This window comes from Pseudonocardia sp., assembly GCF_025465255.1.
Classification (GTDB): domain Bacteria; phylum Actinomycetota; class Actinomycetes; order Mycobacteriales; family Pseudonocardiaceae; genus Pseudonocardia.
Genome location: NZ_JAODNI010000102.1, coordinates 17,267 through 42,813 on the forward strand (window position 1 = coordinate 17,267; position 25,547 = coordinate 42,813).

At 72.8% G+C, this 25,547-nt stretch carries 31 protein-coding genes and 1 pseudogene; 22 read left to right on the top strand and 10 right to left on the bottom strand.

The window, feature by feature from the left end; translation table 11 throughout:
- Positions 1–50: 50 nt before the first annotated feature.
- Together JWP64_RS11305 and JWP64_RS11310 are read left to right on the top strand one after the other, a co-directional pair.
- Entirely contained in the window at positions 51–1,193 is a 1,143-nt protein-coding gene (locus JWP64_RS11305; protein WP_297495630.1) for a hypothetical protein, read from the top strand.
- Positions 1,194–1,209: 16 nt separating this feature from the next.
- A complete protein-coding gene (locus JWP64_RS11310) occupies positions 1,210–1,782 on the top strand; it encodes a thioredoxin domain-containing protein (RefSeq protein ID WP_366889769.1) in 573 nt (190 codons plus the stop codon).
- Positions 1,783–1,832: 50 nt separating this feature from the next.
- On the opposite strand, the gene JWP64_RS11315 is transcribed toward JWP64_RS11310, so the two are convergent.
- A complete protein-coding gene (locus JWP64_RS11315) occupies positions 1,833–2,063 on the bottom strand; it encodes a hypothetical protein (RefSeq protein ID WP_297495631.1) in 231 nt (76 codons plus the stop codon).
- Between the two features lie 335 nt (positions 2,064–2,398).
- On the opposite strand from JWP64_RS11315, the gene JWP64_RS11320 reads away from it, so the two are divergent.
- From JWP64_RS11320 to JWP64_RS11345, 6 genes are all read left to right on the top strand, one after another.
- Positions 2,399–2,986 carry an HdeD family acid-resistance protein gene (locus tag JWP64_RS11320; RefSeq protein ID WP_297495633.1) on the top strand — a complete coding sequence of 196 codons (588 nt, stop codon included), beginning with the start codon at positions 2,399–2,401 and terminating at the stop codon, positions 2,984–2,986.
- Positions 2,983–3,576, top strand: coding sequence for a hypothetical protein (locus tag JWP64_RS11325; RefSeq protein WP_297495635.1), 594 nt, complete (start codon positions 2,983–2,985; stop codon positions 3,574–3,576). Before JWP64_RS11320 ends, JWP64_RS11325 begins: the two co-directional genes overlap by 4 nt.
- A gap of 151 nt (positions 3,577–3,727) precedes the next feature.
- Complete coding sequence (locus JWP64_RS11330) at positions 3,728–4,228, top strand: Hsp20/alpha crystallin family protein (RefSeq protein WP_297495637.1); 501 nt, start codon at positions 3,728–3,730, stop codon at positions 4,226–4,228.
- Between the two features lie 87 nt (positions 4,229–4,315).
- Positions 4,316–4,768 carry a DUF1931 family protein gene (locus tag JWP64_RS11335; protein WP_297495639.1) on the top strand — a complete coding sequence of 151 codons (453 nt, stop codon included), beginning with the start codon at positions 4,316–4,318 and terminating at the stop codon, positions 4,766–4,768.
- Between the two features lie 80 nt (positions 4,769–4,848).
- Complete coding sequence (locus tag JWP64_RS11340; protein ID WP_297495641.1) at positions 4,849–5,292, top strand: hypothetical protein; 444 nt, start codon at positions 4,849–4,851, stop codon at positions 5,290–5,292.
- Between the two features lie 62 nt (positions 5,293–5,354).
- Positions 5,355–5,981 carry a DUF305 domain-containing protein gene (locus tag JWP64_RS11345; protein ID WP_297495643.1) on the top strand — a complete coding sequence of 209 codons (627 nt, stop codon included), beginning with the start codon at positions 5,355–5,357 and terminating at the stop codon, positions 5,979–5,981.
- A 58-nt stretch (positions 5,982–6,039) separates the two neighbouring features.
- On the opposite strand, the gene JWP64_RS11350 is transcribed toward JWP64_RS11345, so the two are convergent.
- Positions 6,040–6,459: a response regulator transcription factor gene (locus tag JWP64_RS11350; RefSeq protein ID WP_297495645.1), complete on the bottom strand. Its 420-nt coding sequence runs from the start codon at positions 6,457–6,459 to the stop codon at positions 6,040–6,042.
- 416 nt (positions 6,460–6,875) lie between these two features.
- Here JWP64_RS11350 and JWP64_RS11355 point away from each other — a divergent pair, with 416 nt between their 5' ends.
- The gene (locus tag JWP64_RS11355; RefSeq protein ID WP_297495647.1) at positions 6,876–7,106 is read left to right on the top strand and encodes a hypothetical protein; all 231 of its coding nucleotides are present in this window, start codon (positions 6,876–6,878) and stop codon (positions 7,104–7,106) included.
- Positions 7,107–7,211: 105 nt separating this feature from the next.
- On the opposite strand, the gene JWP64_RS11360 is transcribed toward JWP64_RS11355, so the two are convergent.
- The gene (locus JWP64_RS11360) at positions 7,212–7,802 is read right to left on the bottom strand and encodes a hypothetical protein (RefSeq protein ID WP_297495649.1); all 591 of its coding nucleotides are present in this window, start codon (positions 7,800–7,802) and stop codon (positions 7,212–7,214) included.
- A gap of 189 nt (positions 7,803–7,991) precedes the next feature.
- Between JWP64_RS11360 and JWP64_RS11365 the strand changes: the two genes are divergently transcribed.
- The 4 genes from JWP64_RS11365 (at position 7,992) to JWP64_RS11380 (ending at position 12,039) form a co-directional block, all read left to right on the top strand.
- A complete protein-coding gene (locus JWP64_RS11365; RefSeq protein WP_297495650.1) occupies positions 7,992–8,795 on the top strand; it encodes an alpha/beta hydrolase in 804 nt (267 codons plus the stop codon).
- Between the two features lie 88 nt (positions 8,796–8,883).
- Positions 8,884–10,080 carry a SpoIIE family protein phosphatase gene (locus JWP64_RS11370; protein WP_297495652.1) on the top strand — a complete coding sequence of 399 codons (1,197 nt, stop codon included), beginning with the start codon at positions 8,884–8,886 and terminating at the stop codon, positions 10,078–10,080.
- 100 nt (positions 10,081–10,180) lie between these two features.
- A complete protein-coding gene (locus JWP64_RS11375; RefSeq protein ID WP_297495654.1) occupies positions 10,181–11,038 on the top strand; it encodes a patatin-like phospholipase family protein in 858 nt (285 codons plus the stop codon).
- Positions 11,035–12,039, top strand: coding sequence for a 1-acyl-sn-glycerol-3-phosphate acyltransferase (locus JWP64_RS11380; RefSeq protein ID WP_297495656.1), 1,005 nt, complete (start codon positions 11,035–11,037; stop codon positions 12,037–12,039). Before JWP64_RS11375 ends, JWP64_RS11380 begins: the two co-directional genes overlap by 4 nt.
- A gap of 17 nt (positions 12,040–12,056) precedes the next feature.
- Here the strand turns inward: JWP64_RS11380 and JWP64_RS11385 are convergent, their stop codons facing one another.
- Positions 12,057–12,362, bottom strand: a complete 306-nt coding sequence (locus tag JWP64_RS11385; RefSeq protein WP_297495658.1) for a MerR family transcriptional regulator — start codon at positions 12,360–12,362, stop codon at positions 12,057–12,059.
- Between the two features lie 418 nt (positions 12,363–12,780).
- Here JWP64_RS11385 and JWP64_RS11390 point away from each other — a divergent pair, with 418 nt between their 5' ends.
- Entirely contained in the window at positions 12,781–13,806 is a 1,026-nt protein-coding gene (locus JWP64_RS11390) for an LLM class flavin-dependent oxidoreductase (protein WP_297495660.1), read from the top strand.
- An 80-nt stretch (positions 13,807–13,886) separates the two neighbouring features.
- Here JWP64_RS11390 and JWP64_RS11395 read toward each other — a convergent pair whose 3' ends face one another.
- Genes JWP64_RS11395 through JWP64_RS11405 form a run of 3 tightly spaced genes read right to left on the bottom strand, consistent with a single transcriptional unit; the run spans position 13,887 to position 16,229 of the window.
- Positions 13,887–15,143 (bottom strand): FAD-dependent oxidoreductase, encoded by a 1,257-nt coding sequence (locus tag JWP64_RS11395; protein ID WP_297495661.1) that lies wholly within the window; start codon positions 15,141–15,143, stop codon positions 13,887–13,889.
- Positions 15,136–15,780, bottom strand: coding sequence for a GTP cyclohydrolase I FolE (folE, locus tag JWP64_RS11400; RefSeq protein WP_297495663.1), 645 nt, complete (start codon positions 15,778–15,780; stop codon positions 15,136–15,138). The genes JWP64_RS11395 and folE overlap by 8 nt, the downstream gene beginning before the upstream one ends.
- A complete protein-coding gene (locus JWP64_RS11405; RefSeq protein ID WP_297495665.1) occupies positions 15,780–16,229 on the bottom strand; it encodes a hypothetical protein in 450 nt (149 codons plus the stop codon). Before JWP64_RS11405 ends, folE begins: the two co-directional genes overlap by 1 nt.
- Before the next feature lie 91 nt (positions 16,230–16,320).
- On the opposite strand from JWP64_RS11405, the gene JWP64_RS11410 reads away from it, so the two are divergent.
- Positions 16,321–17,010 carry a helix-turn-helix domain-containing protein gene (locus JWP64_RS11410; protein ID WP_297495667.1) on the top strand — a complete coding sequence of 230 codons (690 nt, stop codon included), beginning with the start codon at positions 16,321–16,323 and terminating at the stop codon, positions 17,008–17,010.
- Between the two features lie 21 nt (positions 17,011–17,031).
- On the opposite strand, the gene JWP64_RS11415 is transcribed toward JWP64_RS11410, so the two are convergent.
- Together JWP64_RS11415 and JWP64_RS11420 are read right to left on the bottom strand one after the other, a co-directional pair.
- The gene (locus tag JWP64_RS11415; protein ID WP_297495668.1) at positions 17,032–17,424 is read right to left on the bottom strand and encodes a hypothetical protein; all 393 of its coding nucleotides are present in this window, start codon (positions 17,422–17,424) and stop codon (positions 17,032–17,034) included.
- A gap of 52 nt (positions 17,425–17,476) precedes the next feature.
- Positions 17,477–18,427 (bottom strand): slipin family protein, encoded by a 951-nt coding sequence (locus JWP64_RS11420; RefSeq protein ID WP_297495670.1) that lies wholly within the window; start codon positions 18,425–18,427, stop codon positions 17,477–17,479.
- Between the two features lie 97 nt (positions 18,428–18,524).
- On the opposite strand from JWP64_RS11420, the gene JWP64_RS11425 reads away from it, so the two are divergent.
- From JWP64_RS11425 to JWP64_RS11435, 3 genes and pseudogenes are all read left to right on the top strand, one after another.
- A complete protein-coding gene (locus JWP64_RS11425; protein WP_297495672.1) occupies positions 18,525–18,962 on the top strand; it encodes a MarR family winged helix-turn-helix transcriptional regulator in 438 nt (145 codons plus the stop codon).
- A 45-nt stretch (positions 18,963–19,007) separates the two neighbouring features.
- A complete protein-coding gene (locus JWP64_RS11430) occupies positions 19,008–20,105 on the top strand; it encodes a permease (protein ID WP_297495674.1) in 1,098 nt (365 codons plus the stop codon).
- A 49-nt stretch (positions 20,106–20,154) separates the two neighbouring features.
- Positions 20,155–20,274: pseudogene (locus tag JWP64_RS11435) on the top strand (transcriptional regulator); the annotation flags it as partial.
- Positions 20,275–20,511: 237 nt separating this feature from the next.
- Here JWP64_RS11435 and JWP64_RS11440 read toward each other — a convergent pair.
- Positions 20,512–20,751 carry a hypothetical protein gene (locus tag JWP64_RS11440; RefSeq protein ID WP_297495676.1) on the bottom strand — a complete coding sequence of 80 codons (240 nt, stop codon included), beginning with the start codon at positions 20,749–20,751 and terminating at the stop codon, positions 20,512–20,514.
- A gap of 837 nt (positions 20,752–21,588) precedes the next feature.
- Here JWP64_RS11440 and JWP64_RS11445 point away from each other — a divergent pair.
- The 4 genes from JWP64_RS11445 to JWP64_RS11460 all read left to right on the top strand — a co-directional run bounded on the left by JWP64_RS11445 (position 21,589) and on the right by JWP64_RS11460 (position 25,409).
- Entirely contained in the window at positions 21,589–22,986 is a 1,398-nt protein-coding gene (locus JWP64_RS11445) for a ferredoxin reductase family protein (RefSeq protein WP_297495678.1), read from the top strand.
- A 4-nt stretch (positions 22,987–22,990) separates the two neighbouring features.
- Positions 22,991–23,449: an FMN-binding protein gene (locus JWP64_RS11450; RefSeq protein ID WP_297495680.1), complete on the top strand. Its 459-nt coding sequence runs from the start codon at positions 22,991–22,993 to the stop codon at positions 23,447–23,449.
- Positions 23,446–24,237: an FAD:protein FMN transferase gene (locus JWP64_RS11455; RefSeq protein WP_297495681.1), complete on the top strand. Its 792-nt coding sequence runs from the start codon at positions 23,446–23,448 to the stop codon at positions 24,235–24,237. The genes JWP64_RS11450 and JWP64_RS11455 overlap by 4 nt, the downstream gene beginning before the upstream one ends.
- Positions 24,238–24,353: 116 nt before the next feature.
- Positions 24,354–25,409, top strand: a complete 1,056-nt coding sequence (locus JWP64_RS11460) for an LLM class flavin-dependent oxidoreductase (RefSeq protein ID WP_297495683.1) — start codon at positions 24,354–24,356, stop codon at positions 25,407–25,409.
- The last annotated feature ends 138 nt before the right edge of the window (positions 25,410–25,547 follow it).

Here is a 25,547-nt window from a genome sequence, read left to right on the forward strand (position 1 = left end):
GCGCTGACGATCATCCTCGACGGGGTGCCGGTCAGCGGAGGAGGACCGTGATGCTGGAGGTCGAGACGGTCGACCGGATCCTGCGGGTGCACGGTGACGGGCTGCCGGTGCTGAGCCTGTACGCCCGGTTCGACCCCGACGACCGCAGGGCCTTCCCGAGCCGGGTGGACGAGCAGCTGCACGAGGTGCGTCTGCTCCTCAAGGACCCCGCGCTGAACCGGGACGCCCGGCTGTCGCTGCGCGGCGACGTGGCGCGCATCGAGGAGGCCGTGACGGAGGAACGCCTGCACCCGCAGGCGGTCGCGTTCTTCTCCTGCTCCGGACGGGACCTCTTCGAGGACGTCGAGCTGCCCCGCCCGGTGCACGACCGGCTCGTGACCGACGAGACGGCCTGGGTCCGGCCGCTCGTGGCGGTCCTCGACGAGTACCACCGCTGCCGGGTCGTGCTGGTCGACCGCGGCCTCGCCCGGTTCTTCGACCTCTACCAGGACGAGCTGGTGGAGCGTGGTGGGCCGCTCCGGGACCGGGCGCTGCGCAAGCCCGACTACGCGGCCGGGATGCGGGAGCACACCACGCAGAACAAGGCCGAGCTGCTGGCGAAGCGGCACTACCGCGCCGTGGCCGAGCGACTGGACGAGGAGGCCCGCCGGCACGAGTTCGACATCGTCGCCGTCGGCGGCCACGAGCACGAGATCCCGGAGTTCCTCGACCACCTCCCGGCGGCCGTGCGCGAGCGCGTCGCCGGGACGTTCTCCGTGCACCCGCGCGAGGACGACCTCGGGACGATCCGCGGCCGTGCCGAGGAGGTGGTGCAGCGCTACGAGCGGGCGGAGGAGCAGCGGCTCGTGGCCGAGACCCTCGAGCGGTGCGCGGCAGGCGGGCTCGCGGTCGCCGGGCTGCCGGACTGCCTGTGGGCCGGTGCCACCGCCGCCGTCGGGCAGCTGCTCGTGCAGGACGAGGTCGTGCAGCCGGGGCTGGTCTGCGACACCGACGGCTACCTGGCGGTCGAGGGCGAGCGGTGCCCGGTGTGCGGCCGGGAGCTCCGCCGGACCCCGGACGTCATCGACGAGCTCGTCCAGGCCGTCATCGACGAGGGCGGGGGCGTCGAGCACGTCGAGGCGGACACGCCGCTGCGCGAGCACGTCACCGCCGCCTCGCTCCGTTTCCCCCTGCCTGCACGCCCGGCGAGCTGACCCGCAGGGAGGCTCGGTGACCGCCCCGGCACGCGATCGTCTCGAGAGTCTGATCCTCGTCGAGGCGCCGAGGGACCCCTACCTCGCCGCGTTGGAGCAGGTCTTCCGACGGCTCGGCGAGAGCGTCGCGGCGGCCGAGACGCGCTCGGGCGTCGTCGGCTGCCTGCGGTGCGGACGGCGCAACCGCGTCCCCGCCGCCGGGACAGGGGTGCCCGTGTGCGGGAACTGCCGGCACGCGCTGCCGTGGGTCGCCGCCGCGCGCGACGACGACTTCGCGCCGGTCGCCGAGCAGGCGTCGCTGCCGGTGCTCGTGGCGCTGTGGGCGCCCTGGTGCGGGCTCAGCTGGCTGGTGCGGCCGGTCGTCGAGCGGTTGGCTCTCGGCCGCCCCGGCGAGGTCAAGCTGGTGGAGGTGGACGTGACCGCCGCGCCGCGGCAGGCACAGCGCCTCGTGGTGCGCGCCGTCCCGACGCTGCTGGTGCTGCGGCGTGGGGAGGTCGTCGCCCGCCGCTACGGCGTCGCGCCCGCCGCCGAGCTGCGCGACTGGGTGGACGCGGCACTGCCGGGCGCGCGCGTCGACGAGAGAACGTGACCGAGCGGGTTCCTCCCGCTGCGGGTCCGGTTCCGGCTGGTGGCCGGACGTCAGACTTGGCTCGCGCCGCTCCCGTCCCGCCCGCCGCTCGCCCGCTCGTGGGCGAGCAGCAGACGGCCGGCGAACCACACGAGGGTCCGCCCCGACGTGTCGACGCCCGGCATCAGGCGCAGCGACTCGTAGGCGGTCTCGACGCAGCGCACCAGGAGGAGCCGCTCCCGCTCGATGGCGGCCGCGACCTCCTCGGTCTCGGCGAAGGGGTCCTGGCGGGTCGAGGTCATGAGTATCGCCTTTGCGGAGGATGGGTCGGGCAGGGCAGGACGATGGTCGACCGCGGCGCGCCCGTCCGCACGGTTCCGGTGGGACGAAGACCCGCGAGGCGAGTCGGCCCGACGGGGCAGGACGCCGTTGCCTGCTCCCTCCCGGTCGCGCCGATTCACCCGGCCGGCGGGAGGCGGTGTCGAGGCCCGTGCGCCGGCGAGCGGCATCCGCCCGTCCCGGCGGGGCAGCCCGGGCGCCGGACGTCGCTCTCCCAGGCTCATGCCACGGGTGCGACCGCGGTCGCATCATTTCCCCCGGGTGTGCGCGTGCACCGCGTGTCCTCAGGAGGTGCCTCATGAAGCTGAAGAACTCGGCCCCACCGCTCATCGACGATCCGTTGACCGACCCGCTGGTACGGGGGGTCACCTCGGCCCGCACGGTCCTCGTCGTCCGGGCCGTCCTGGCGGTGGCCTTCGGACTCGTCGCGCTCTCGTGGCCCGGCCTGACGGTGCTGGCCCTGGCCATCGCGTTCGGGATCTACGCGATCCTCGAGGGCGTGGCGAGCGTGGTCGACGCGGTCCGGAACCGCGGGCGGTCGCGTTGGTGGTGGGGCCTTCTGAGCGGACTCGCGGGCGTCGCGGCCGGTGTGCTGGCGCTCCTCTGGCCGAGCATCACCGTGATCGTCCTCGCCGTCGTCGTGGGTGTCTGGGCCCTGGTGACGGGGGCGACGGAGATCGGTACGGCGTTCCGGTTGCGGAGGGCCGGCGGCCGCGTCCGGCTGCTCGCGCTGGCCGGCGTCCTCGCGGTGGTCGCGGGAGTCCTCATCCTGCTCCAGCCGGCGGTGGGCGCGATCGGGCTGGCGGTGCTGCTCGGGGCGTTCGCGGTGGTCTACGGCGCGACGCTCGCGGTGCTCGCCGTGACTCTCCGCCCCGCGGTTCCGTGACGGAGCCGGGCGGTCCGGTCTCGGTCTTCCGGCTGGACCCCGAGCTGGTCGACGCCGTCGTCAGCGGCGACGCCGACCCGCAGGCCGTCGCCGCGCTCGCCGACCAGGTGGCCACCGTGCTGCCGTGGCACGCCTCGCTGCCGCCCGACATCGCCGGGCACCTGACCCGGCTCGTCCGGCACCTCGGCGGGGACGACGCCCTGCTCGGCTGGCTCGACGAGCATCCTGGCCGGCCGCGCGTGGCGGCGCGGCTCTACCGGCTGATCGGGCTCCTCGACGGGATCAGCGGCTCGAGCGCGGTCATCACCGCGCTGCGCGAGCTGCGCGAGCGCACCCCGTACCCGGCAGGGCTCGAGGGCTACCTCGTGCCCGACACCGACTCGTCGACACTGGGCTCCCTCGCCCAGCAGATCGAGGAGCTGCTCGGAAACGGCCGTCCCGACGACGCCGTGGCGCTCTCGCTCGCCACGATCGCCGCGCTGCGCGACGTGGTGCCGCGCGCCGTCGAGCTCGACCCGGAACTCCAGGGTCTGGACACGCTGCTGGAGCAGGTCCGACGCGGGGTCGAGGAGGCCGGGCAGCCCGGCTGAGGGGTCTCGACCCGGCGGGGTGAGCGGCCTCGCGGACGTTCGTCCCGCGGGACCGGTTCGACGGCGGCGCCTGCGCTGCCATCGTGAACCGCCGGTCCGGGCGCCCCGGGCGCCCGGACACCGCACCACCGACCCGCTCTGGGAGAGCACGATGACACTGATGCGATTCGACCCGTTCCGCGAGCTCGACCGCCTGGCCGAGCAGGCGCTCGCCGTCGGGGCGAGGGCGACGCGCAGCATGCCGATGGAGGCGCTGCGCCGGGGCGAGGAGTTCCTCGTGTTCCTCGATCTGCCGGGTGTCCAGCGCGACGACGTCGACGTGACGGTGGAGCGCAACGTCGTCTCGATCCGGGCCCGCCGTGTCCCGCAGCGCCAGGAGGACGACGAGGTGATCGTCGACGAGCGGCCGTACGGGGAGTTCGCCCGCCAGCTGTTCCTCGGGGAGAACCTCGACCCCGGCGGCCTGACGGCCGACATGGACAACGGCGTGCTGACCATGCGCATCCCGGTCAGCGAGGCGAGCAAGCCGCGCCGGGTGTCGCTGGGCTCGTCCGAGACCTCGCAGGAGAACGCGGGCTCGACGGAGGGCGACCGCGCGTCCACCTCCGCGTCCACCTCCGCGTCCAAGAACGCCACCACGACGAGCTCGTAGCCGGCCGTCCTCCGGGAGCCCTGCCATGACCGAGGAACCGCGCACCGGCACCGTGGCCGGCCGAGCGACGAGGGTGGAGGCGACGGCATGACCCGTCCGGCGGGGATACCGGTGTTCGAGCGTTTCTTCCGGTCCGTGGGGCGGGTCGACATCGACAAGGACGACGTGCGCCGGTACAGGCGCTTCGTCGACGACAAGATCGACGACATCGCGATCGCCGGGCGCAACTCCGCGAAGTGGAACGGGCGGGACGTGATCGCCCCTCAGGACCTGCCGATCACGAAGGGCCTGCAGGAGCGTATGCGCGACTTCGACAAGCTCGACGTGGCGGACGAGGTCCGGGAGCTGCTGCGCCAGTCGATCCGCAGGCCCCCGGCGGACGTCACGTTCGCCGAGGACACCGAGGAGATGCTGCCGGAGGTGTTCGGGGGGTTGAGCGTCGCGCTGGCTCGGTCGTTCCGGGTGCTGGACCCGAACCTGTCCAACCCGGCGACCGAGCACTGGGACCGGGCCTTCGAGATGTTCGATCTGATCTTCTGACGGGCCGGGCTCGAGGGCCTCGTGCCGGCCGCCGCTAGGGTGGCGGCGTGGGCGTGGCGGGACGACGGAGCTGGAGGCAGGTGCTCCTGCTGTTGACCATCGTCCTCGGTGTGGTGCTCATGCACTCGCCCGTCGCGGGCCCCGCCGCCCCGGCCGCCACGGACCCGGTGTCGCCCGGGCCGATGGCGGTCGCGCCGATGCCCCTGGACCAGAGGCCGCCCGGCGTCGTCCTCACGACGGGCACGGGCCTCGCCTCCGTCGTGGACGCGCACCTGTCAGGTACGCAGGGCGGGTCTGTCGGCGGCCACGACTCGATGCCGGCGGGCGCGCTGCACGAGCTGATGCACTTGTGCCTGGCCGTGCTCGCCGGGCTCGTCGTGCTCGGGCTCGTGGGCCTGGCCTTCCTGCTCCGCCGGCCGACCCGCTCGGCCGCCGCTCTCCTCCCGGCCCCTGTGGTCGTCCCGCCCAGGCCGCCGCCGCGGACGGCGGTTCGTCTGGCCCAACTCTGCGTACTGCGGAACTGAGTCGACCAGCGCGATCCGCTGGCTCGATTCGCTGACGCACGTCCACAGAGGAGTACACGCACGTGAACCGCACTTCCGTCCTCGGCATGCTCGCCGCCGCCTCGACCGCCGTCGTCCTCGCCGGCTGCAGCAACTCCGAGACACCCTCCACCAGCACGGTCACCGCGACCCCGACCACCGTGGCCGCTCCGTCCGTGAGCGGGTCGACGTCGGCCCACGACGACGCCGACGTCGCCTTCGCGCAGGGCATGATCCCCCACCACAGCCAGGCCGTGGACATGGCGGGACTCGCCGCGGACCGGGCCGGCAACGACCGGGTGAAGCAGCTCGCGGCCTCCGTCGAGAACGCCCAGGGACCGGAGATCGAGCAGCTGCGCGGCTTCCTGGCGGCCTGGGGGCAGCCGGAAGCCCCCGCCGGAACGGACCACGCCGGCATGGGCCACAGCAGCACGGGTGGGAGCGGGATGACGACCGACGCCCAGATGCAGCAGCTCGAGCAGGCCCGGGGCGCGGACTTCGACCGCATGTTCCTGCAGATGATGACCGCGCACCACGAGGGCGCCGTCGAGATGGCCCGGACCGAGCTCGCCGGCGGTCGGAACCCCGAGGCGAAGGCGCTCGCCCAGAAGATCATCGACGAGCAGCAGGCCGAGATCGCCACGATGGCGAACCTGCTGAGCACCCTGTGATCCCGGGGCGGGGTGGTCGGTCCCGGACCGCCCACCCCGCCCGCACGGGCTCCCGCAGTCACCCGGGGTCGGCCGGGTCCGCGTACCGCATCCCGCTGTACGTCAACGCCGCCTGCGTCCGGTCGGTGACACCGAGGCGTCGGTAAGCGCTGGTGAGGTGGCTCTTCACGGTGCGCAGGTAACCGATCGCGCCCGCGCGCAGGGCCTCGCGGATGCGCTCCTGGTCGAAGAACGCCGTGAGCACCACGACGGCCGTGTCCGGCAGCGCCGCGGTGATCGTGGCGGTCGCCGTCTCGCCGGACATCCCGGGCATGGACATGTCCATCAGGACGAGGTCGGGCTTCCCCACGCGCACCGGACTCCCTCGGCGCCGTCGGCGGCGGTGGCGACCACGGTCATGTCGGTTTCGGCGTTCGATCAGGGGGGCCAGCCCGGCGCGGACGAGCTGGTGGTCGTCGACCAGGAGCACCCGGATCATCGGGGCACCTCCAGCCGGACGCGCGTTCCCCGGCCCCGGTGCGGAGTCGAGCGTCAGGGCGGCGGCGCCGTGGGGGGACCGGACAGGCTCATCGGAGGGGCACCTCCTGCTCGCCGCGCATCCGTCCGCCGTGGCCCGTGGAGGCCGAACCGCCGACGTCGATCGCTACCCACACGGTGTCCTCGCCACCCGGGAGTCGTCCTCGCGCCGCCGGACAGCCGCACGCGGTGCGGCGGCGGAGAGTGACCGCTCACAGACCGCCCGGTCAGCCGGGCACGTCATGGCACCGTGGAGTGCACGAGTTCCCCGTCTGAAAGCAGCTCCCCGTGTTCGAATCCTCGCCCGAGAGGGCGGTCCCCCGTCCGTCCCGCCCGACGCCCCGCGAGACCCCCACGGTCACCTTCGAGGAATGGCTGGTGACCCAGACCGACGCGCCCCGCCCGCGTCGCACGATCGCGCGGCTCGCCCTCGACCGTCGGCTGCACGAGGTGGACTTCGGTGCCCGCCTCGTCCGGGCGGAGTTCCGCCGCATGCTCGACGACTTCGAGGCCGCCACCCGTGGCCTGCCGGTACGCAGCACGCCCTTGCCCTTCCGCTCCGCCCGCCAGGGCCGCCGCCCGGCCCTCGACCTTCCCGGGCGGGACTGACCCACCCGGCCGTCCCGCCGCGTCCCGGGCCGCCGTCGGGTCGGGCCGGGACGGCGGCGCGGGTGCGCCGGTCGTCCCCCACGACCGGCCCGCGTGGACGGGCGGCTACGACGGCATCGTCAGGTCGAACAGGGCCAGTTCCATCTCGTGGACCTCCGATGCCGCCGGCCCGTCGGGAGCCGCGCCGCGTGCGGCGACGAGCGCGTCATGTCCCGTGAACGCCTCGACGCACTGCACGAGGCCGTTCTCGCGGTCGACCATCCCGAGGATCATCGCGGCCCCGTCGCGCGCCGAGAACGACGGGACCGCGTCGGCCAGGAAGGACGAGGCCGCCGTGTCGGGGTCCGCCGTCGGCTCGAAGCGGGTCACCCGGGCCCAGAGGTCCCCCGGACGGTCGGGGCGGTGGCCGTCCATGCCGATCACCTCGAAGAGCTCGACCGTCGTCTCGCCGGAGCCGATCTCCCGCCCGGCCGAGGCCCGCCTGGCGACGACGGCCTGATGGCTCGCGTCGAGCGACGCCCGGTCCTCCCAGCACGTCAGGACGGCCGCCCGCCCCGACGATCGGTCCACACCCATGACCAGTCCGAGGCTGCCCTTCATCTTGCTCGTGAAGGGCAGGACCTCGTCCCGGACGAAGACGATCCCGGCGTCGACGCGCTCGGGGTCGCCGCGGAAGACCGTGACGCGTACCCACATGATCCGACCGCCCTCGTACGCCGGCCAGGTCGTGCCGTGGCCGTGGGCTGCTCAGGGTCTCCCGACGAGCGTGGGCTGGCAATACGCTTCCGAGTGCGTTGCCGCTCAGGGTGCCGGTCGGCTCCCGGCGCGATGCCTCGCCCACGGACGCAGGGCGAGGCGCTCGGTACGCGGTGGGAGGATGGGCCGGTGGACGTGCTCAGGAGGAACCACGTCGTCCTGACCGGGCCGGAGGACGGCCCGCCGGTGCTGCTCGCCCACGGGTTCGGCTGCGACCAGCACATGTGGCGGCTCGTCGAGCCGATGCTCTCCGCGACCTGCCGGGTGATCATGTTCGACTTCGTCGGCGCCGGCCGGTCGGATCGAACCGAGTGGAGTGCTGCGCGGTACTCGACGCTGGACGGGTACGCCCGGGACGTCGCCGAGATCTGCCGCGACCTGGACCTGCGCGACGTGGTGTTCGTCGGGCACTCCGTCAGCGCCATGATCGGCCTGCTGGCCGACCAACTCGAGCCGGACCGCTTCTCGAAGCTGGTCATGGTCACTCCCTCCCCCTGCTACCTCGACGACGGGGAGTACCGCGGCGGGTTCAGCCGGGCGGACATCGACGAGCTGCTGGAGTCCCTCGACAGCAACTACCTGGGGTGGTCGGCGGCGATGGCACCGATCATCATGGGCAATCCGGACCGCCCGGAGCTGGGCCGGGAGCTGACCAACAGCTTCTGCCGGATGGATCCCCGCATCGCGCAGGTCTTCGCCCGCGCCACGTTCCTGTCTGACAACCGGCCGGACCTGGCCGCCGTGCGGGTGCCCACGCTGATCCTGCAGTGCGCCCAGGATGCCATCGCCCCACCCGAGGTCGGCGCCTACGTGCACGCCTCCATCCCCGGAAGCACGCTGGTGACACTGGACGCCACAGGACACTGCCCGCAACTGAGCGCGCCGGCCCAGACGGCGTCCGCGATCCGGTCTTTCATCGATGAACCACGATGACGCTCCGGGCGGCGCCCCTGTGAGGCGTCCGCCCGCTCCCGTACCGGCACCCGGCACCGCCGGAGCTGCAGACACCGAGCACGAGGCCGTGGATCGACGTCGCGCGCAGATCGACGCGGCCGTCGCCGAGGAGAACGCCGGCTCCGACGCGCTCTACGAGGACGCGCCGTGCGGCCACCTGTCCACGCTCCCCGACGGCACGATCATCAGGATGAACGACACGTTGCTGTCCTGGCTCGGGCGCGCGCGCGAGGACCTGGTCGGGTGGCGCCGGTTCAGCGATCTGCTCACCGTCGGTGGACGAATCCACTACGAGACGCACCTCGCACCGTTGCTGGCCATGCAGGGGACCGTGGGTGAGATCGCAGTCGAGCTCCGCACGGCGGACGGCGCACGGCTCCCCGTCCTCATGTCCTCCGTCGCCACCCGGGATGACGACGGGAACCTGAGCCGGATCCGTTCCGTGGTGTTCGAGGCCCGCGACCGCCGCACCTACGAGAGCGAGCTGCTGCGCGCTCGCCGAGAGGCCGACGGGGAACGGGACCGTTTCCAGCGCCTGGCCGGCGTGTTGCAACGAACGCTGCTGCCGCCGCAGCTGCCGGAGGTCCCGGCTATCGAGACCGCCGCCTACTACCACCCTGCTTCCCTCGACGAGGTCGGCGGCGACTTCTACGACCTGTTTCGGTTGCCCGACCAACGATGGGGCTTCTTCCTGGGCGACGTCTGCGGCAAAGGCGCCTCGGCCGCGGCGCTGACCTCGCTGGCCCGCTACACCCTGCGATCGGCCGCGGTCCACGACCCCGACCCCGTCGCGGTGCTCACGAACCTGAACTCCGTCCTGGCCCAGGAGCAGGACGGGTTCAACCCCAGGTTCTGCACGGTGCTCTTCGGAATCCTCGCTCCCGCGCCGGACCACGCCACGATCACCCTCGCCGGTGGCGGCCACCCACCGCCCCTGGTGCTCCGCGCCGACGGAACAGCCGATTTCGTGGACCTCGCCGGCGGCCAGCTCGTCGGCGCGCTCGCGGACCCCGTGTTCGTCCGCGCCGACGTCGACCTCGCCCCCGGCGACACGCTCCTGCTCTACACCGACGGCCTCACCGAGGCTCGTGTCGATACAGCCAGGAATCGCTACGACGAGCACGATCTCCGCCGGCTCGCCGGATCGCTCGCTCCGGCCTCGGCGGCCGGGATCGTCGGGTCGCTCACCGGGCTGCTCGAGGGGTTCGGTGACGGCCTCGACGACGACGCGGCCCTCCTCGCCATCGGGGTCGCCCGAACCTGAGGGCGCGATCCTCGTGTCGCCACCGCCGTCCGGGGCGGCGCTGTCGAACGCGGACCGGGAGGAGGGCCTCCCCCTCCGGCCGGCTGGCAGCATGAGGGTCGTGGGCACCAACGGCGGTACGGCCATCGTCCTGGGCGGGGGCGGCGTGCTCGGCGCCGTACAGGCGGGCATGCTCCGCGCGCTGCTCGAGTTCGGCGTCCAGCCGGACCTGGTCGTGGGCACCTCGGTCGGGGCACTCAACGGAGCGGTACTCGCGGCCCTGCCCCGGGACGAGGTGGCCGACCGGCTCGAGGCGCTGTGGCTCTCCCCCGAGGCGCAAAGCCTGTTCGCGGCGGGGACGGTACGACGGCTGCGCACGCTCGCCCACAGCGGCGTGGCCGCCCACTCCCCCGAGCCGCTGAGGCGGGCGGCGAGCACGGTTCTGGGCGGATGGCGGATCGAGGACCTGCCCGTGCGCTTCACCTGTTGCGCGGCGAGCATCGAGGACGCCGCGGAGCACTGGTTCGAGCACGGCCCGGCCGTCGACGCCGTGCTCGCGTCGGCCGCGGTACCGGGCCTGCTCCCGCCTGCGGTCGTCGAGGGGCGCCACTACCTCGACGGCGGCCTGGTCAACAGCATCCCCTTGGGCCGCGCGGTGGAACTGGGCGCCGAGCGGGTATTCGTCCTGCACGTCGGCCGTGTCGATCAGCCGCTGCGGCCGCCGAGGCGGCCTTGGGAGGTGGGGCTCGTGGCCTTCGAGATCGCCCGTCGACACCGTTACGCACGCGATCTGGCCGCCGTGCCCGGGGGCGTCGAGGTGCACGTCCTACCCGCCGGCGAGGGCGGCGCGCCGCGGTGGGACAGCCGCGCCGCCCTGCGCTACCGCGCCACGACCGCGTCCGCCGATCGGATCGACGCGGCCTACCGGGCGTCGAAGGACTATCTGCGGTCGTGTCTCGGTACCGGAGGCCGGCGGTGAGCCTGCCCCCACGCTGGGTGCGACGACTGGTCCTCGCTCCTGCCGTGGTCATCGCGACCGTCGCCGTGCTGACGACGTTGCCGCTGTGGCTCCTGGTCGCCGGGGCGCTGTCGCCGTTCCTTCCGGGCCGCTTCCGCGCGGTACGCGTGCTGTGGGTCGCGGTCGTCGCGCTGGTCATGGAGAGCGTCGTGCTCTGCGCACTGCTGGGGCTCTGGCTCGCCGCCGGGTTCGGCCTCGCACTGCGCACCCCTTTGCTGCAGTACCTGCACTATCAACTCGTGGGCTGGTACCTCCGAACGCTCTATCACGAAGCGGCTCGGGTTCTCCGGCTCCGGGTCGAGATCGAAGGACCGGACCCGGATGAGTACCTCGACCGGCCCCTTCTCGTGTTCTGCCGGCACGCCGGACCCGGGGACTCCTTCCTGCTCGTCCACGCGTTGGTGAACTGGTACGCGCGAGAACCCCGGATCGTCCTGACCGAGCGGCTGCAGTGGGACCCGGCGCTCGACGTGATGCTCAACCGGCTGCCCAACCGGTTCATCCCCGCCGGCGGCGGCGCGGGACTCGAACGCCGCATCTCCGAACTGGCGACCGCACTGGACCACAACGACGCCTTCGTGATCTTCCCCGAGGGCGGGAACTTCACCCAACGCCGTCGAACCGCCGGCATCGCCCGCCTGCGGGGGCGCGGACTGGAGCGCATGGCCCGCCGCTCCGAGGCGATGCGCCACGTCCTCCCGCCCCGCCCCGGCGGTGTCACCGCCGCGCTGGCCGCGGCACCCGACGCCGACGTCGTGTGGGTGGCCCACGCCGGCCTGGACCATCTCTTCACCGTGGCCGACATCTGGCGTGCGCTACCCCTCGACTCCACCGTGCACATGCGGTGGTGGCGGGTGCCGGCCTCCGACGTGCCGCACGACGAGGACGACCAGGTGGACTGGCTCTATCGATGGTGGGGACGGATCGACCAGTGGGTGGACACCCACAGGCAGCCGTCCTGAGGGTCCGGTCGGTACAGCTAGGCGCGCCGGGACGCGCGCCTCGCCTCTTCGAGCTGGTCCTCCAGCACGACGATGCGGCAGGCGGCGTTCAGGGCCATGCCCTCGTCGAGCAGTTCGCGGACCCGAGCGGCGAGCCTGAGCTCGTGGCGGGTGTAGCGGCGGTGCCCGCCCGAGGAACGCTGCGGGGCGAGCAGCTTCGCCTCGTCCAGGCTGCGCAGGAACCCGGGGGTGGTGCCGAGAATCTCGGCCGCCCGCCCCATCGTGTAGGCGGGGTAGTGCTCGTCGTCGAACTTGTCGGCCGCGGTCGGCGGGCCTTGATCCATGGAGCCTCCACGAACGAGGGGCCCGGTGCAATGTGCACCGGGCCCCAGGGGTTGACATTCACACCATCAACCGACGCTCACGTCGGTCTTCTCGATCCGCCGGACCATGTCCCGCGGCTGTCGCATCCACGCAGTAACTGAAGATCACCTTCCGTTCCGACGAGATTGCGGTGCCCGCCCGGCCTCGACGGCCGTCACGAGCGATCGGACAGTGTGGGTTCCCTCCTCCTCGATCGAACTCTTTCCACGAACGGCGAGATCTTGTTCCTGACGGGGACAAGACTACCGCGGGCGATCTGCGAATGTCTAGACCGGCCAGGACAGATTCTCGCGGCTGAGACGGCGAGGTCGCCGTGGGCCGATGCCGCCGGGTCCGGCATCGAGAATGATGACCGGAACCTGATCGAAGGAGCACCGCATGCCCAAGCCGTCCGAACCGTTGGAGAAGCTCGGCTTCCTCACCATCGGCTCGTTCGACGGCGACGATCCCCGGCCCGGGCACGAGACGACGCTGCAGGTCATCGAGCTGGGCGAACGGCTCGGCTTCGACAGCGCCTGGGTCCGCCACCGGCACCTGCAGTACGGCATCTCCTCCCCCGTCGCGGTGCTGGCGGCCGCCACCCAGCGCACCCGGCGGATCGAGCTCGGCACGGCGGTGATCCCGCTCGGCTGGGAGAACCCGCTCCGCCTCGCCGAGGACCTCGCCACGGTCGACGTCCTGTCCGGCGGGCGGCTCAACCCCGGCGTCAGCGTGGGTCCCCCCATGCGCTTCCCCGACGTCCGGGAGGCGCTGTACCCCGACACCGCCGGCGCCGAGGACTTCAGCCACGAGCGCGTCTCCCGGCTGCTCCGGCTGGTCGGCGGCGAGCCGGCCAGCGGATTCCGGGGAACCGTGGGGATCGAGGAGTTCTCCGACCGGGTGCAGCCCCACTCGCCGGGACTGCGCAGCCGGATGTGGTACGGCGCCGCCAGCCTCGGCTCGGCCCGCCTCACCGGCGAGCACGGCATGAACCTCCTGACCAGCAGCGTGGTCAAGGCCGAGGGGCCGGGAACCTTCGCGGAGATCCAGGGAGCCCACATCGCGGCGTTCCGGGCGGCCCACCCCGACGGCACGGACGCCCGGGTCTCGCAGGGACTGGTCGTCATCCCCACCGACAGCGCCACCGCGGCCCAGCGGGCGAAGTACCGGGCCTACACCGACGCCCGGACCCCACGGACGTCGGAACCCCAGGGACCACAACGCCTGTTGTTCGCCCGGGACATCGTGGGCTCCTCCGCGCAGATCGCGGAGGAGCTCTACGCGCACGCCGGGTTCCAGCAGGTGCGCGAGGTCGTGTTCGCGCTGCCCTTCAGCTTCGCCCCCGACGACTACCTGCAGATCCTCACCGACCTCGCGACCCATCTGGGCCCGACCCTGGGATGGGGGCCGTCGGCCGCGACGTGAGCGGTGCGGAGCACCCCGCCGAGGTCCCTCGTGGAGGAACACCGCCGCGGCGCCTCCGGTCGAGCGCGAACCGGTTCGCCTCACAGGACGGCAGTGGCGTGCTCGAGCGGGATGCCGGGGTCTCCGAGCCGGAGGGTGTCGACCCGCTCACCGGAGCGGATCAGCTCCCGGATCGGGTCACCGACCTCCCAGACGTTCACGTTCATCGCCGCGAGAACTCGTCCGTCGCTCACCCAGAAGGCGATGAACTCGCGGGCCGGAATGTCGCCGCGGACCACGACCCGGACGTCGCCGACCTCGGGATCGACGTGCCCGGTGTACTCCATGCCGAGCTCGTACTGGTCGGAGAAGAAGTAGGGAAGACGCTCGTAGGTGGCAGCCTCGCCGAGCATGGTCTTCGCGGCCACGACCGGTTGGTAGAGCGCAGTGGCCCAGTGTTCGACGCGCAGCTGCCGGCGCAGCAGCGGATGGTAGGCGTTGGCGACGTCGCCGACGGCCAGGATGTCGTCATCCGACGTGACCAGGTGCCGGTCCACGAGTATGCCGTTGTCGCAGTTCAGGCCGCACGCACGCGCCAGCCCGTCGTTCGGGCTTACCCCGATGCCGACGACGACGGTGTCGGCCTCGATCACGGTGCCGTCGGCGAGCCGCACGGCGCCCACCCGCATCGGGTCGGCGGCCGCGGGCTCGATCGCCGAGACGGCGACCCCACAGCGCAGCGTGACGGCGTGCTCGCGATGCAGGTCGGCGAAGACCTTCGCCATCCGGGAGCCGAGGACCCGCAGCAGGGGCAGCTGGGCCTGCTCGAGCACGGTGACCTCGGCACCGCGCGCACGGGCTGCCGCGGCGGTCTCCAGGCCGATCCAGCCCGCGCCGACGATGACGACCTTTGCGCCTTCGCCGAGTTCGGCCCTGAGGTCGTCGCAGTCGTCGAGGCTCCGGAGGCAGCGCACGCCACCGAGATCGGAGCCCGGCACCGTCAGCCGCCGTGGTGAGGCGCCGGTCGCGAGGAGCAGCTTGTCGTAGGGCAGCCGGTCGCCGTGGCCGGTGGTGACCTCGTGGACGCCGCGGTCGATCCCGACGGCCGCGACGTCGAGCCTCAGTTCGACCTGGTGCTTCTCGTACCACTCCGCGGGGTGCACGAAGACCGCGGATCGGTCCGAGCCACCCAGCAGGTATCCCTTGGACAACGGGGGCCGCTCGTACGGCCGGTGCGGCTCGCTCCCGAGCAGGACGAGGCGACCGTCGAAGCCTTCGGCGCGGAGCGCCTCGGCGGCCTTCGCGCCCGCGAGCCCCGCCCCGATGACGACGAACGTCGGAGAGGACGGGTCAGCCACGACGGCCACCGGTCGCGTCCGCACGCACCGACGTGGCGAGAGCCAGGAACTCGGCACGCGAGCGAGGGTCCTCGCGCAAGGTGCCGAGCATGGTCGACGTGACGGTGCTCGTCCCGCCGGCCCGGACGCCGCGAAGAGACATGCACAGGTGCTCGGCTTCGATCACCACGCCGACGCCGCGTGGCTGCAGATGAGTCCACAGCCAGTCGGCGACCTGCGTGGTCAACCGCTCCTGGACCTGGGGGCGGCGGGCGAACAGCTCGACCACCCGCGCGAGCTTGGACAGACCGAGGATCCGTGGACCGGGCAGATAGCCGATGTGGGCGGTGCCGAGGAACGGGAGCATGTGGTGCTCACACACCGAGTGCACGGGGATGCTGCGCGCCACCACGAGCTCGTCGTAACCCTCGTCGTTGGCGAACGTGGTGAGGTCGAAGGAACGAGGGCTGAGCATCTCGGCGTAGCCGTGTGCCATGCGGCGAGGGGTGTCCGTGGTCGCGGCGGTGTCCGTGGGGACGCCGAGGGCGTTCAGGAACGCGGCGGCGGCGCGTTCGGCGCCGGAGAGGTCGATGCCCTTGGCGGGCGGGACGACCCGCAACGGCGCGGGTGACGCGGAGGTGACCGGGGCGGCCGACATCACGGGGTACGCGTCCGGGGGCCACGGTGGTCGAACGCGACGGCGAGGCGGGCGAGGGCGAGCGCGCCGACGAACAGCCCGAAGTCGCGCAGGGCGACGTCGAAGAAGTCGCCGAGGAGCAACAGGTCGACGATGATCCCGGCCAACCAGAGCGCGACGACATACCCGCCGATCCGCGGCAGCACCGCGACCAGCAGCCCGGCCAGGATCTCCACGACCCCGACCGCGAGCATCGCCTGGTGAGCTGACCCGGGAAGGAGACCGTCGACCTGCGGAGCCAGGTAGCGCTCCCAGCCGGTGAGCAGCCCGAAGAACTTGTCCAGCCCGAAGACCACCGGCGCCACGGTGAACACGGTTCGCAGCAGCAGGAAGGCCTGCCGGGCCGCCGGGACCGAGCCGATGTGGGGGTTGCCGAGAGCCGGAGCCGGTGGGTCGCGGTGAGTGGTCATGGTCTCTCCCGGTTCTAAAGGACGATAGCGTGAACGCTAGAACCTCGACCCTCTTTAGTCAACGAAACTGTCCGATAGAAGGTGCAGATCGATGGACGACTTCGTCTCGCAGGTCAACGGCGTCGGCGCGCTCGCCGAACCGGCCCGGCGGGCGCTGTATCTCTACGTGGCCGCGCAGTCGGAGCCGGTGAGCCGGGACCGCGCCGCCGAAGGCGTCGACCTGCCTCGGCACACCGCCAAGTTCCACCTCGACAAGCTGGTCAAGGAGGGCCTGCTCGACACGGAGTTCCGACGCCTGTCGGGGCGACGCGGCCCTGGCGCCGGCCGTCCGACGAAGCTCTACCGGCGCTCCGCGCGACAGGTGACGGTGACGCTCCCGGAACGGCGCTACGACCTGGCCGGCCAGATCCTCGCCGCCGGCGTCGACCTCGCAGCCGGCGAGGGCACACCGGTCCTGGACGCCGTCCGCCGCGCGGCGACCGCCGCGGGGCGCCGCCTCGGCGCCGCGCAGAACCGGCGAGCCGGCGCCTCCGCCGCGGTGACACCCGACGACGTCATGACGGCCCTGGCCGCCCTCGGTTACGAACCTCGCCCGCAGGGCGACGTCACCGTGCTGGCGAACTGCCCGTTCCACGCGCTGGCCCGCGAGCACACCGCACTCGTGTGCGGCATGAACCTGCAGCTCATCGAGGCGATGCTCGACGAGCTCGGGAACCCTTCGGTACAGGCCCGGCTCGACCCGGCCCCCGAGCGGTGCTGCGTGACGCTGACCCGCGAGTGAGACCGCGCTCTCCGTGGCCGGTCAGGTCAGGCGTGCCCCGTCCGCCCCGCGGATCTGCATCCCCGGCCTGCGTCCGTGCACGGTGAGATAGGCGAGACCGTCGACACCGGTGGTGAAGCCGCGGGTCGAGCCGTGCGGCAGCCACACCACCGCGCCCGGGAGGAGCGGCCGCGCGCCGTCGTCGGTGTTCATCGTCGCGCTGCCGGCGACGACCACCATGAGGACATCGAGATCGGGTTCGGCGTGCGCCTCGATGACCGTGCAGGGAGGCAGGTTCAGGACGTTGGCGTCGAGCTGACGTCCGGCCTCGGCGAGCCGCCACACCACCCCCGCGGGAACGGCCGTGTTGTCGGCGACGGTGGGCTGCATGTCGTGCAGCACGCGCGGGATGTTCTGCGTCACCGTCTTACGCATACCAGGCCGAGGACCCGTACCCGTCGGCGTGGGCCAGGTTCACGCATCCGCGTCACGAGCCGTTCTTGGCCGGGGCGGCCGGCCCCGGGCGGAGCTGCGCGATCGTCTCCGCGATCTGGCCGGCGGTCCCGACGACGTCCGCCGGAACGGTCTCCCCCACCGGCCGGGCCTCCGGCACGTCATCGGACCTCACGGGAGCAGGGGCGTTCCCGTCGGTGGAGGCCGTGCCGGCAGGTGCACCGCCCGGGGGCGTGGACCGCTCGAGAAAGCGGAGCAGCTCGACGGGGAAGGGCAGCACGAGGGTCGAGTTCTTCTCCGCCGCGACCTCGACGACGGTCTGCAGCAGCCGCAGCTGCAGCGCGGCCGGATGCGCGGCCATCACCTCGGCCGCCTCGGCGAGTTGCCTGGAGGCCTGCAGCTCCCCCTCGGCCGTGATCACCCGGGACCGCCGCTCGCGCTCGGCCTCGGCCTGCCGGGACATCGACCGTTTCATCGATTCGGGCAACAGGACGTCCTTGATCTCGACGCGGTCGATGTGCACCCCCCAGCCGACGGCCGGATTGTCGAGCATCAGCTCGAGTCCCTGGTTGAGGCGTTCGCGGTTGGACAGCAGGTCGTCGAGCTCGCTCTTGCCGATGATCGACCGCAACGACGCCTGGGCGACCTGCAGGATCGCGGAGCCGTAGTCCTGGACGTCGACCGCGACGCGGAGCGGGTCCTCGACGCGGTAGTAGACGACGGCGTCGACGCGCACGGTGACGTTGTCGGACGTGATGCCGTCCTGGGCGGGGATCGGGAGCGTGACGATCTGCAGGTTGACCTTCTGCATCCGGTCCGCGATCGGCACGAGCACGGCGAGGCCGGGACCGCGGGTCTGCGGCTGGACCCGTCCGAACCGGAACACCACGCCCCGTTCGAACTGCTGGACGACCCGCATGCTCGTCGCCGCGCCGACCAGCAGGCAGAGGACTCCACTGACGATGAGAACCCAGAGAACGAACATCACGCCTCCTGGCGTCTGTGATGCCGGCTTTGTATCGTAACACGATAGAAAGCGGCCGGGAAGCCCCGCAGACCCCGGCACGTGGTCTCATGACGGCGTGACGGTGCAGGACAACGGCTCACCGATGTCGAGACCGCTGACGAAGCAGGACTTCGAGGCCCTGGCACGGTTCCGCTTCGGCATCCGGCGGTATCTCCGATTCAGCGAGGAGGCGGTTCGCGGCCACGGGCTGACCCCTCAGCAGTACCAACTCCTGCTGGCTCTGAAGGGCTTTCCCGGCCGCGAGTGGGCGACCGTCGGGGAGCTGGCCGAGCGGTTGCAACTGCGCCACCACAGCACGGTCGAACTGGTCAACCGGGCTCAGGGCCAGGAGCTGGTGGACAGGGCCGCGCATCCGGACGACGCCCGCGTCGTCCGGGTGGTCCTGACCCCTCAGGGCGAACAGGTGCTCGGGGAGCTCAGTGCGCTGCACCGCGACGAGCTCAGCCGGATGCGCAGCGTCCTCGCCCCGCCGCTGTGGCAGGAGCCCGGATAGCGTCGCCGGCCAGCGGTTCGGCGGCGGCGCCCCTAGCCTCGCGGTGTGCCTGCCGCTTCCTCGACCCCGGATCCGCGCACAGCCCGGGCGGCCGTCGTGGCCGGCGTGCTCGTCGCCGCCGTCGTGTTCGTCGCGACCCTGTTGTGGGCGAAGTGGCTGCCGTACGCGGCCCGGGTGAGCGACCTGCGGGCCGGCGGGGCGTGGAGCGGGTCGAGCGTCCTGGGTGTCGGAGGAGTCCGACCCGGTGACCCGCCGTCCTGGCACGCGGCCACGTCGTTCACCGCCGCCTACGTCCAGGCGGTGTGGAAGGCGCTCGTCGCCGCCCTGCTGATCAGCGCCGCGCTCCAGTCGCTCGTGCCGCGGGCCTGGCTGCTGCGGCTGCTCAACCGCCGTGGCCGGATGAGCAGCGCGCTGGCCGGCGGGCTGTGCAGCACGCCGTCGATGATGTGCACCTGCTGCACCGCGCCGGTCGCGGTCTCCCTGCGCCGGTCCGGCGTGTCGACCCCTGCCGCGGTGGCGTACTGGCTGGGCAACCCCCTGCTCAACCCCGCGGTCCTGGTGTTCCTCCTGCTCGTCGCGCCATGGCAGTGGACCGTGACGCGCCTCGTCGTCGGCGCGCTGGTCGTCGTCGGCGGCGCCGCTCTCGTCGCCCGGCTCACCGACGGCCGGCGGGAGACGGTCACCCCGGCCGCGTCGTCACTCGCCGGGAACGACGAGCCGGAACCGGTCGGCACCGAACGGCTGTCCCGAGCGCCGGCTCGCTTCGGTCGCGCCCTGCTCCGGCTGTCGCTCGTCCTGGTGCCGGAGTACCTGGTGATCGTGCTGCTGATCGGGGCCCTCCGCGGCTGGCTGTTCCCGCTCGGCGCCGGCCTGAGCTCGGGGTTGCTCGTCGTGCTGACGGCCGCGGTCGTCGGCACGCTGCTGGTCATCCCGACCGCCGGGGAGATCCCGGTTCTGCAGGGCCTGGCCCTCGCGGGCGTCGCGGCCGGTCCGATCGGCGCACTGCTGATCACCCTCCCTGCGGTGAGCGTGCCGGGGATCGTCATGGTCGGCCGCGCCCTGGAATGGCGGACCACCGCCGCGACGGCCGCGATGGTCGCTGCGGGCGGGCTGCTCGGCGCGGGCCTGCTTGCAGTGCTCTGATTCCGGGGCGTACTCCACCGGGGCCCACTCTCAGACTTCCCTTGTATAGGCCGTCGACACCGCGCCACTGCAGGAGGCCGACCTCTGGATGGGGCGGTCCCGCCACCTGTGGGGCCGTCATCTGGACGCGTTGGCCACCGAGATCGCTCGCGGGAAGCGCGAGCGGCGCGACGAGCTTCGTCACCCTCACGCTGAGCCCCGCCGGGAACGGAACACAGCTCCGCCTCGAGCGCACCGTGCCTCTCGCCTTGGTGGGGAGCGTGGCCGGCGCCCTGTTCGTCGGACCCGGGTGGGACGAGTCAGCTCGGCGCGGATCGGCGCGGCCGCGGGCGTGTTCGTGGTCGACTCGCCGGCCTTTGGCGTCGTTCACCATCCGGTCGTCGAGAACGTCCCCGTCGACGGGGAGTCAGCCCTGCGCGGGAGGGCGGTAGCTGGTCGAGATGCGCTGGATCCGCTCGAGCATGTCGTTGCTCGGGAAGCCGGACTCGCCGGCCTTGTCGATCAGCACCTGCACGTAGTCGGGGACCATCTCGACCGGGATCGACTCCTCGATGAGGTCGAGCTGCTCCCTGCTCGGGTAGGGGTCCGCACGGACCTTGTCCAGAAGGAACTGCACGAACGACGACCTGGGCTCGTCTGACGTCATTGCCGCGCTCCCGTTCGGTGGTCGTTTCGGCCGGGCCTGCAGGGGAGTACCCGGCACGGCGACGAACTACGCGGGCCGGGAGAACGGAATGGTTCAGCCCCGCGGTCGACCCGGATCCGGCCTTCGTACTCCTGCGCCCGCGCTCCCTCCGACCACACCACTGTCCAGGTCCGCCTGGCAGCGCCTCCGGCGGACGCTCACGGCCGGCCTGTTCGTGGTGGCGACCGTCGCCGGGATCGGCGTCGGGCTCCCCGAGGGCGTCGGTCTCGCCGGTATCGCCCGCCGTGGCCGCCGCGGTGGCCCCGATGACGGCCGACGTCCACGGTGCGCACACCGGCCACAGGCCGCACCGATGAGCTCTCGCTCCGGTTCGCCCGGGGTCTCGCGCTGGTCGGCGTCCCCGCTCCTCCACCGGGCGTCGAGCCCGAGCGACGCCCGGGCTCTCGCAGGCCGTACGCACGGCTCTCCACGACGCCGGCCTTCCCCGAGGCCGGCTGCACGAGGAGGTCTTCGCGTTCTCAGACGGCACCGTCTCGTCGGTGACCACCGGGCGCCGGGCTGCGACGACGCGGCGCCGTCGATCCTCACAGCCGGTGCACAGCAAGCACAGAACCGGAGCCCACCCTCCGCGACGACCATCATCTGCGGTCACCTCCTGAAGCGGCGCCGCCGGCCCCGCGACCACCCACCGCAGACGTCTACGGCAGAGCCGGCGAACAGCAGGCTCACGTCCGCCTGATGCCGAAGGAACATCGTGAGCAACGACTTCTCCACCGGCGGGTCCCGCCGGGAACCGCGTTCCGGCGCTGGTGGGATCGACGCGCCGGGGCCGTCCACGTGAGCGTCACCCTCGAACCGAGGCGCCACGGCTCGGGTGTGGACACCCGCGCGGCGCGCACCGACTCGGTGGTGCGCTACGTGGCCGGAGTCCTGGTGGCGGCGAGCCTCGCCTTCGTCACCTCCCTGTGGATCACCGGCGGAGGCGTCGGCGACCTCGGGGGCTGGGCCGACGGCCTGACCTCGGTGGGCCGGTGGACCGGTCTGCTCGCCTCGGATCTGTTGCTGGTCCAGGTGCTGCTGATGGCGCGCATCCCGCTGGTGGAGCGCGCGGTCGGGCAGGACCGGCTGGCCCGGACGCACCGCTGGGTCGGGTTCACCTCGTTCACCCTGATGCTCGCCCACGTCGGCCTGATCACCTGGGGGTACGCCGCGGGCCGCCTCGGCGCCGTCCCGGGCACCTTCTGGGACCTGACCGTCGACCATCCGGGCATGCTGCTGGCGCTGGCCGGCACGCTTTGCCTGGTCCTCGTCGTGGCCACCAGCGTCCGGGCCGCCCGCAGCCGGCTGCGCTACGAGTCCTGGCACCTGCTGCACCTCTACGCCTACCTCGGGGTCGGGCTCGCGCTGCCGCACCAGCTGTGGACCGGGCAGGAGTTCCTGTCCTCCACCGCGGCCACCGCCTTCTGGTGGACGCTGTGGGCCGCCGCGGCCGGCGCGGTCCTCGTCTGGCGCCTCGGCGCACCGCTGTTCCGCACGCTGCGCCACGACCTCCGGGTCACCGCGGTGGTGCCCGAGGACCACGACGTGGTCTCGGTCCACGTGACCGGACGGCACCTGGACCAGCTACCCGTGACGGCGGGACAGTTCCTCACCTGGCGGTTCCTCACCGGCCCCGGCTGGACCCGCGCCCACCCCTACTCGCTGTCCGCCGCCCCGGACGGGCGCAGCCTGCGCATCACCGTCAAGGACCTCGGCGACGGCAGCGCCCTCGTGCGCAGCCTGCGTCCCGGGGTCCGGGTGGTGATCGAAGGCCCCTACGGGCGGCTCACCGAGCGGCCCCGGACCCGCGACAAGATCGCCTTCATCGGTGCCGGTGTCGGCGTCACCCCGCTGCGGGCCCTGGCCGAGGGGTTGCCCTACGCCCCCGGCGACGCCGTACTGCTGCAGCGCGGCACCCGCCGGCCCCTGTTCGCCCCCGAGTTCGACACCCTCGCTCGCGAACGCGGCCTGCGGGTGCACTGGCTCCCGGGGCGCCGGCGCTCCGCGGACTCCTGGCTCGGCGACGGCGCCGGATCCGCCGACGACCTCACCCTGCTGCTCGGCTGGGTGCCCGACATCGCCCGGCGCGACGTCTACGTCTGCGGCCCCGAGGCATGGACCGACTCGGTCCGCCGCACCCTCTCCGCCGCCCGGGTCCCCGACACCCGGCTCCACGTCGAGAACTTCGGATGGTGACCGGATGAGACGCCTCCTCACCTGGATCCTGAGCACCGTCGCCGTCGTCGTGCTCCTCTTCGGCTACAAGACCTCCACCGGCAGCGCCGTGCAGCCCACCGGCACCGTCGTCGCCGCACCCGGCACCGGCACGACCACCGCCCCCGCCCCGGCCCCGGCCACGAGCGGGTCGACCGCGGGGACCGGCCGGACCTACACCGGTGCGGCCGCCCAGACCCATTGGGGAACCGTGCAGGTCTCGATCACCGTCACCGACGGGAAGATCACCGACGTCACGGTCCCCCTGTACCCGAGCGGAAACGACAAGGACCAGCGGATCAACGCCCGCGCGCTGCCGATCCTCACCCAGAACACGCTCACCAACCAGAACGCGGACATCGACATGATCAGCGGCGCCACCGTCACCTCCGACGGCTACGTCCAGTCCCTGCAGAGCGCCCTGGACCAGGCAGGCCTCGCATGACCCTCACCCCGGCGATCCCCTCGGCGGCGAGCGGGGCCCCGCGCCCGGTCCGCCACGTCGAGCAGGTCATGGGCATGCCGATCAGCGTCGCGTTCCGCGGCCGCCACGCCGCCGACGCCCGCGCCCACGCGGCCTGGACCGGCGCGCTGGCCGTCCTGCGCGAGGCCGACCGGGTGTTCAGCGCTTATCGCGCCGACTCCGTGATCTCTCGACTCGACCGCGGCGAGCTCGCCCTCGCCGACTGTCCGCCCGAGGTCGGCGAGGTGCTCGCCCTCGGAGAGAGGGCACGACGCGACTCCGACGGCGCCTTCGACGTCCGCCGCGGCGGCCGGCTCGACCCCTCCGGTGTCGTGAAGGGCTGGGCCGCCGAACGGGCGGCCGCCCACCTCGCACAGCTGCCGGACACCGACTTCTGCCTCTCCGCCGGCGGCGACCTGACCTGCCGCACCCTGAACCCCGACGACCCGCCCTGGCGGATCGGCATCGAGGACCCGCACGACCCGAGCCGGCTCGTCGCCGTCGTCCCCATCCACACCGGCGCCGTCGCTACCTCCGGCACCGCCCGCCGCGGCGCCCACATCCTCGACGCACGCACCGGACGGGCCCCGTCCGGGATCGCCTCCGTCACCGTGATCGGCACCTCGTTGACGGAGGTCGACATCGACGCCACCGCCGCTTTCGCCCGCGGCCCCGACGCCGCTCGCTGGCTCGACATCCGCGGCCGGACGGCGCTCATCGTCCGCACCGACGGATCCACCGTGCTCCTCTCCCACGACAGCGGCGGCTGACCGCGCCGAGCGAGCCGGCGCCCACACGACCGGGTCCGGACGAAGGATCCTCCGGGGCATCCGTGCCCCGCCCGCAAAGCCCGAATCGTGGGCGTGCGGTGGGGTAACCGCTGACGATGAGCTCTCTCACCGACCCTGCGGCCACCCCGATCGAACGTGTGCCGCTGTCCGTCCTCGATCTGGCACCCGTGTCGAGCGGCCAGGACGTCGCCGAGGCACTCGAGAACACCACCCGGCTCGCCCGGACCGTGGACGACCTCGGGTACCAGCGCTTCTGGCTCGCCGAGCACCACAACAGCGACACCTTCGCCAGCTCCGCCACGGCGCTGCTCATCGAACGGGTGGCGTCGGCGACGTCCCGGATGCGCGTCGGATCCGGTGGCATCATGTTGCCCAACCACGCGCCGCTCACCGTCGCCGAGCAGTTCGGGACGCTCGCGACGCTGCATCCGGGACGCATCGACCTGGGCCTCGGCCGGGCGCCGGGCACCGACCCGCGCACCGCCCAGGCGCTGCGCCGCGGCGCCGCGAACACCGACAGCTTCCCCCAGGACGTGCAGACGCTCGCCGGGTACCTGGCGCCGGCCGGGCCGGAGCGGAGCCCGGTGCGGGCGATCCCCGGGCAGGGCACGGAGGTCCCGCTGTGGATGCTGGGCTCGTCCGTGGCGAGCGCGGAGCTGGCGGGAAGGCTCGGGCTCCCCTACGCGTTCGCGAGCCACTTCGCGCCGTACCAGCTCGACGAGGCGCTCGCCGTGTACCGCGCGAACTTCGACCCCTCCGGCCCGCTCGCGTCCGTCGACCGGCCGACGGTGATGGCCGGGGTCAACGTCATGGTCGCCGACGACCAGGAGAGCGCCGAGGCGTTGTTCACCACCATCCAGCAGATGTTCCTGCGGCTCGCCTCCGGTGCCCCGGCACCACTGGACCCGCCGCTGCCGGAGCTGCGGAACATGCTCGACGCCCAGCAGGCCGCCGCCATGGAGGGCCCGCTCGGGGTCTCCTTCGTCGGCACCCCGGACGTGGTGCGCGACGGCCTGGACGAGTTCGTCGCCCGGACCGGAGCCGATGAGCTCCTCGTCGTCACCTACGCGCACGATCCGGTCGCGCGCCGGCACTCCTACGAGCTGCTCGCTGACGCCTGGGGGCTCCGCGGGCAGAACGCCGCGGCCTGAGGCGCGCCCTCGACCGGCGGTTCCCGGCCTCTCCGCCGCGTTCCGAGGATCCGCGGTGCGCGCGCTCCCACGAGCAGTGAATCTCCGGGTGCCGGCCGGGGTATCCCTCGGAGCAGCGATCGACATCAGGGGTAGGGA

What these genes read in the sequence shown, in the direction of transcription:
- JWP64_RS11390 (WP_297495660.1), top strand. Translation starts at nt 12,781, where the DNA reads ATGCCCAAGCCGTCCGAACCGTTGGAGAAGCTCGGCTTCCTCACCATC.
- JWP64_RS11330 (WP_297495637.1), top strand. Translation starts at nt 3,728, where the DNA reads ATGACACTGATGCGATTCGACCCGTTCCGCGAGCTCGACCGCCTGGCC.
- JWP64_RS11320 (WP_297495633.1), top strand. Translation starts at nt 2,399, where the DNA reads ATGAAGCTGAAGAACTCGGCCCCACCGCTCATCGACGATCCGTTGACC.
- JWP64_RS11405 (WP_297495665.1), bottom strand. Translation starts at nt 16,229, where the DNA reads ATGACCACTCACCGCGACCCACCGGCTCCGGCTCTCGGCAACCCCCAC.
- JWP64_RS11440 (WP_297495676.1), bottom strand. Translation starts at nt 20,751, where the DNA reads ATGACGTCAGACGAGCCCAGGTCGTCGTTCGTGCAGTTCCTTCTGGAC.
- folE (WP_297495663.1), bottom strand. Translation starts at nt 15,780, where the DNA reads ATGTCGGCCGCCCCGGTCACCTCCGCGTCACCCGCGCCGTTGCGGGTC.
- JWP64_RS11360 (WP_297495649.1), bottom strand. Translation starts at nt 7,802, where the DNA reads ATGTGGGTACGCGTCACGGTCTTCCGCGGCGACCCCGAGCGCGTCGAC.
- JWP64_RS11385 (WP_297495658.1), bottom strand. Translation starts at nt 12,362, where the DNA reads ATGGATCAAGGCCCGCCGACCGCGGCCGACAAGTTCGACGACGAGCAC.
- JWP64_RS11350 (WP_297495645.1), bottom strand. Translation starts at nt 6,459, where the DNA reads ATGATCCGGGTGCTCCTGGTCGACGACCACCAGCTCGTCCGCGCCGGG.
- JWP64_RS11315 (WP_297495631.1), bottom strand. Translation starts at nt 2,063, where the DNA reads ATGACCTCGACCCGCCAGGACCCCTTCGCCGAGACCGAGGAGGTCGCG.
- JWP64_RS11305 (WP_297495630.1), top strand. Translation starts at nt 51, where the DNA reads ATGCTGGAGGTCGAGACGGTCGACCGGATCCTGCGGGTGCACGGTGAC.
- JWP64_RS11455 (WP_297495681.1), top strand. Translation starts at nt 23,446, where the DNA reads ATGACCCTCACCCCGGCGATCCCCTCGGCGGCGAGCGGGGCCCCGCGC.
- JWP64_RS11450 (WP_297495680.1), top strand. Translation starts at nt 22,991, where the DNA reads ATGAGACGCCTCCTCACCTGGATCCTGAGCACCGTCGCCGTCGTCGTG.
- JWP64_RS11335 (WP_297495639.1), top strand. Translation starts at nt 4,316, where the DNA reads ATGACCCGTCCGGCGGGGATACCGGTGTTCGAGCGTTTCTTCCGGTCC.
- JWP64_RS11415 (WP_297495668.1), bottom strand. Translation starts at nt 17,424, where the DNA reads ATGCGTAAGACGGTGACGCAGAACATCCCGCGCGTGCTGCACGACATG.
- JWP64_RS11410 (WP_297495667.1), top strand. Translation starts at nt 16,321, where the DNA reads ATGGACGACTTCGTCTCGCAGGTCAACGGCGTCGGCGCGCTCGCCGAA.
- JWP64_RS11460 (WP_297495683.1), top strand. Translation starts at nt 24,354, where the DNA reads ATGAGCTCTCTCACCGACCCTGCGGCCACCCCGATCGAACGTGTGCCG.
- JWP64_RS11420 (WP_297495670.1), bottom strand. Translation starts at nt 18,427, where the DNA reads ATGTTCGTTCTCTGGGTTCTCATCGTCAGTGGAGTCCTCTGCCTGCTG.